The organism is uncultured Campylobacter sp., from assembly GCF_938030685.1.
GTDB lineage: Bacteria > Campylobacterota > Campylobacteria > Campylobacterales > Campylobacteraceae > Campylobacter_B.
Genome location: NZ_CALHHX010000067.1, coordinates 1 through 4,182, shown reverse-complemented (window position 1 = coordinate 4,182; position 4,182 = coordinate 1). Strand labels below are relative to the sequence as shown.

The following is a 4,182-nucleotide window of genomic DNA, read 5'->3' as shown; positions in this document are numbered from 1 at the left end:
TTAAAAGCGCCTCGGCGTAAATTTGCGTGGCGCTTTTGGCGGCGGATTTTTTCTTAAATTCTCCGCTTTGAATGTCGAAAGGCCCTACGCCGTGCCAACTCTCCAAATATCCCTCGGCCTTGTCATAGCCCTTGCCTTTGATCGTTTGAGCGTGCACGACGACGGGCTTACGCGCGCTTTTTGCCGTCTTTAGCGCCGATATGAGATCGGCTAGGTCGTGGCCGTCTACAGGGCCGATGTATTCGAGCCCCAGCTCCTCAAAATACATCCCAGGGATGATGAGTTTTAAGGAATTTTCAAAGCGCTTTGCCATATACGTCGCGCTTTGCGGAGCGTGGGAGAGCAGCTCTCTTACGTGGGATTTAAATTTTTGGTATGTCTCGCCCGCCATCGCTTGGCTTAGGTATTTGCTAAAGGCGCCGATGGGCTTGCTGATACTCATTTTGTTGTCGTTTAGGATGATGATGCAGGGCAGCCGCAGATCGCCGAGCTCGTTCATCGCCTCATAAGTCATGCCGCCGCTCATCGAGCCGTCGCCGATGAGTACCACCGGCACGCGATTTTCGTGCTTTAGACTTATCGCTTTTGCCGCACCCACGGCTAAAGAGATCGATGTCGAGGCGTGTCCTGCGACGAAGTAATCAAATTTGCTCTCGCTAGGCTTCGTGTAGCCGCTGATACCGCCAAACTGCCTAAGCGAGCCGAACTCCTCCCAGCGATCCGTTAGGAGCTTGTGCGCGTAGCTTTGGTGGCTTACGTCGAAGATAAACGGATCGCTCGCGGCGTCGAATACGTAGTGCATCGCCACGATGAGCTCGACCGCGCCCATGTTTGAGCTTAGATGACCGCCGTTTTTACTCACGACTTCGATGATGCGCGCTCTGATCTGTGCACAGAGCTCCCGCAGCTCCTCTAGGCTTTTATTTTTAATATCCACTTAAAATTTCTCCCAGAGCGCCCAAGACGCGATCGTTTTGCCCCTGCGAGCCGATCGTGATACGTACGGCGTTTAGCCCGTAGCTTTTTAAATTTCTAATGATGATGCCGCGGCGCAGAAGCCTATCGCAAAGCTCGCTGCTATCTATCGGCGCTCTAAGTTTGAACGTGATGAAATTTGCGTAGCTAGGGATAAATTCCAAATTTCGCTCGCGCGCAAAATCCTCGAAGCGGCTCATCTGCGCGGCGTTGTTTTGCAAGCTCTTTTGCACAAAAGCCTCGTCTTTTAGCGCCGCAACCGCCGCTGCGAGGCTAAGCGTCGTGATGTTAAAAGGCGGGCGCAGCTTATAAAGCGCGCTTATGATTACGCGCGGCGCGATGCCGTAGCCTACGCGCATACCGCCCAGGCCGTAGACCTTCGAGAAGGTGCCTAGATAGAGCACGTTTTTAAAATTCCCAATTAAAAATTTCGGATCGAGCTTTTTGCGTTCATCTTTAAACGCCGCAAATTCGTTATATGCGGCATCGATCACCAAAAGCGTATCCTCATCCACGCTGTCTGCGAACTCATACACCGCCTCCGCATCCAAGCACTCGCCTAGCGGGTTGTTCGGCACGCACAAAAAGATGACCGAAATTTCATCCCTGTGCGCGTTATAAATTTTTAAAAGTTCGCTCGGGTTGTGCTCCTGCGTGCTCGTTTTGTAAACTTTAGCCTCACAGTGACTTGCGTAGATGCCGTACATCGCGAAAGTGACGCCCGCTTGCAGTATCGCGCGGCGCGAATTTAGCTTGGCGTGCAGCGCAAACTCGATGATCTGATCGCTGCCCGCGCCAATGATGATATTTTGTGGCTCTACGCCGAATTTCGAGGCGAGCGCGCCCTTTAGCTCATACATCGAATCATCAGGGTAGAGATGCGCACAGGCGGCATTTTGCGTGATTGCCTCCTGCACCGCCTTGCTCGTGCCGAAGGGGTTTTCGTTGCTGGCAAGCTTTAGCACGTCCTGCTTGTGGATACTAAACTCCCGCACCACAAGCTCGATCGGCTTGCCCGCTTCGTAATTGCTTAGATTTTCTACAAATTCGTTAAATTTCATCACTCCCCTCCGTTTATATAGCTTCCTAGCCAGGTGATTTCGTGGCCGTTTTTCTGCGCGTTTTGCAGCACGCGCGCTACGCGCTCGTCGTCGATGTGCCCCTCAAAATCGACATAAAAGACACATTTAAAATCCCTAAGCTTAACAGGGCGGCTTTCTAATTTGGTTAAATTTATCCCCTCGTTGCGAAACATCTGCAAAAAGTCCACGAGCCCGCCCGGGCGGTCGTCGGTTTTGGCTAGGATGCTCGTTTTGTTGCGGTCGCTCTTTTGGTTTTTGAAGTCGCTCAGCACGAAAAAGCGCGTACGATTGGCGGAGTTGTCCTCGATCTTTTGAAACATCATCGGCACGCCGTAAAGATCGGCGGCGATCTTGGAGCAGATTGCGGCGGAGTGTGGCGTGGCAGCCGCCATCTGCGCCGCAAGCGCGGTAGATTTGGTCGCGGTAAATTTAACGCCGCTAAGGCCGTGATCGTCTAGAAATTTAAGGCACTGATTGTATCCTTGCGGATGCGAGAATATCTGATCCACCATGCTTACGTCGTCGCAGTGGCTCGCAAAGCAGTGGTGGATGTCCATATAAATTTCGGCGACGATCTTGACGCCTTCGTATTTTCGCAAGCAATCAAGCGTCGCGCCCACCGCGCCTTCGGTGTTGTTTTCGATCGGCACGACGCCGTATTTAGCCTCGCCGCTATCAAGCTCCTTAAAGACCGCTTCGATATTTGAGAGCGGCAGATAGGAGCTTACCGCGCCGAAGCGGCTCTTGGCGGCTTGGTGCGAATAGGTGCCGAAAGGCCCTAAGAACGCGACGATCTGCGGCTTTTCTAAATTTCGCGAAACCGAAAAAATTTCAAAAAATATCGCTTCGATCGCCTCTTTGCTTAAATTTCGCGCCTTTCCGCCGTCCAGCCTGCTGATGATCGAGCGCTCGCGCTCCGGGCGGTAGATCGCGCTGCCCGCGGTCTGCTTCAGCTCGCCGATCTTTTTGACAAACCCCATGCGCTCGTCGATAAGGCGCAAAATTTCATCATCCAGCCTATCGATACAAACGCGCAGATCATCGATATTTTGCATCACAATCCTCCTTTTGCTCGCCCCTAAATTTCGGTTTTAGAAATTTCATGCCGCCGCTCTTGCTGCTTTGTGCTTTGAAATTCTTACCGCGCGAACTTAAAATTTCATCGCTTAAGATAGCTGTGCCGCAACTTCCGCGCGCTAAGAAGGCGCGATAAAATTCGTCGCAGCGGGATCTAAAATTTAAAGAGCCGAGATTAAAATTTAAAGCGGGGCTTCGTTCTGGCGTGAAATTTAGAGGCGCATTTTGTTCGGATTTGAAATTTAAAGCAGGGGTGCATTTAAAATTTAAGACCATGCTTGCTGCTGCGTTAAAATTTAAAGCCGCTGCGCGTTCGGATTTGAAATTTAAGATCGCGCCCCGTTTTGGACAGCTCGCCGCGCGGATCATACGAAATCCTTTTCGAGCGCGATTAGATCATCAAAGCTCTCGCGCTTTCTAATCAGGCGGTCCTGCCCGTCGTAAATCGCAACCTCGGCGGCGCGACAGCGGGTGTTGTAGTTGCTCGACATCGAAAAGCCGTAGGCGCCGGCGCTTTGCACTGCGAGCAGATCGCCGCTTTGCAGGCTAGGTAAGCTCACCCCTTTGGCTAAAAAGTCGCCGCTTTCGCAGATAGGGCCCACGACGTCGCAGAGGCTCGCTGCGGCTAAATTTGCGCCGCCCAAATTTTTTTCATCCGCACACGAGCCGCTTGTTTGATCCGAGCTCCTGCCGCCTAAATTTACTTCGCTCGCGTCCGGTTCGTTTAAATTTATACCCTCCGAAGCGCCAATGATCTCGATGGCGTGGTGCGCGCCGTAGAGGCTCGGGCGTATGAGATCGTTCATCGCGCCGTCTACGATGACGAAGCGCTTGCCGCAGTTTTGTTTTTCGTAAAGCACGCGGGTAAGGAGGACGCCCGAAGCTCCCGTGATGAAGCGCCCCGGCTCGCACACGATCGTGACGTCTAGACCGCTTAGGCTGCGCAAAATCCCCTGCGCGTAGTCGTAGAGCACGATCTGTTTTTCATCCTCGTAGCGGATGCCGATGCCGCCGCCCACGTCGAAAAATTTTATATCGATCTCAAGGG

Annotated in this window: 4 protein-coding genes and 1 pseudogene; all 5 read right to left on the bottom strand. The window is 52.5% G+C overall.

Annotated elements, in window-relative coordinates; genetic code table 11:
- Positions 1-937: 1-deoxy-D-xylulose-5-phosphate synthase N-terminal domain-containing protein (locus tag Q0369_RS03120; protein ID WP_298095832.1), on the bottom strand; the 937-nt coding region annotated here is incomplete at its 3' end.
- Complete coding sequence (gene hisC / locus Q0369_RS03115) at positions 927-2,036, bottom strand: histidinol-phosphate transaminase (RefSeq protein WP_298095829.1); 1,110 nt, start codon at positions 2,034-2,036, stop codon at positions 927-929. The genes Q0369_RS03120 and hisC, both read right to left, overlap by 11 nt.
- Entirely contained in the window at positions 2,036-3,112 is a 1,077-nt protein-coding gene (gene pheA, locus Q0369_RS03110; RefSeq protein WP_298095826.1) for a prephenate dehydratase, read from the bottom strand. The genes hisC and pheA overlap by 1 nt, the downstream gene beginning before the upstream one ends.
- The gene (locus Q0369_RS03105; protein ID WP_298095823.1) at positions 3,096-3,503 is read right to left on the bottom strand and encodes a hypothetical protein; all 408 of its coding nucleotides are present in this window, start codon (positions 3,501-3,503) and stop codon (positions 3,096-3,098) included. The genes pheA and Q0369_RS03105 overlap by 17 nt, the downstream gene beginning before the upstream one ends.
- A pseudogene (locus Q0369_RS03100) lies at positions 3,500-4,182 on the bottom strand (diaminopimelate decarboxylase); the annotation flags it as partial. The pseudogene Q0369_RS03100 and the gene Q0369_RS03105, both read right to left, overlap by 4 nt.

Coding starts and splice junctions, on each gene's coding strand:
- hisC (WP_298095829.1), bottom strand. CDS start 2,036: ATGAAATTTAACGAATTTGTAGAAAATCTAAGCAATTACGAAGCGGGC.
- pheA (WP_298095826.1), bottom strand. CDS start 3,112: ATGCAAAATATCGATGATCTGCGCGTTTGTATCGATAGGCTGGATGAT.
- Q0369_RS03105 (WP_298095823.1), bottom strand. CDS start 3,503: ATGATCCGCGCGGCGAGCTGTCCAAAACGGGGCGCGATCTTAAATTTC.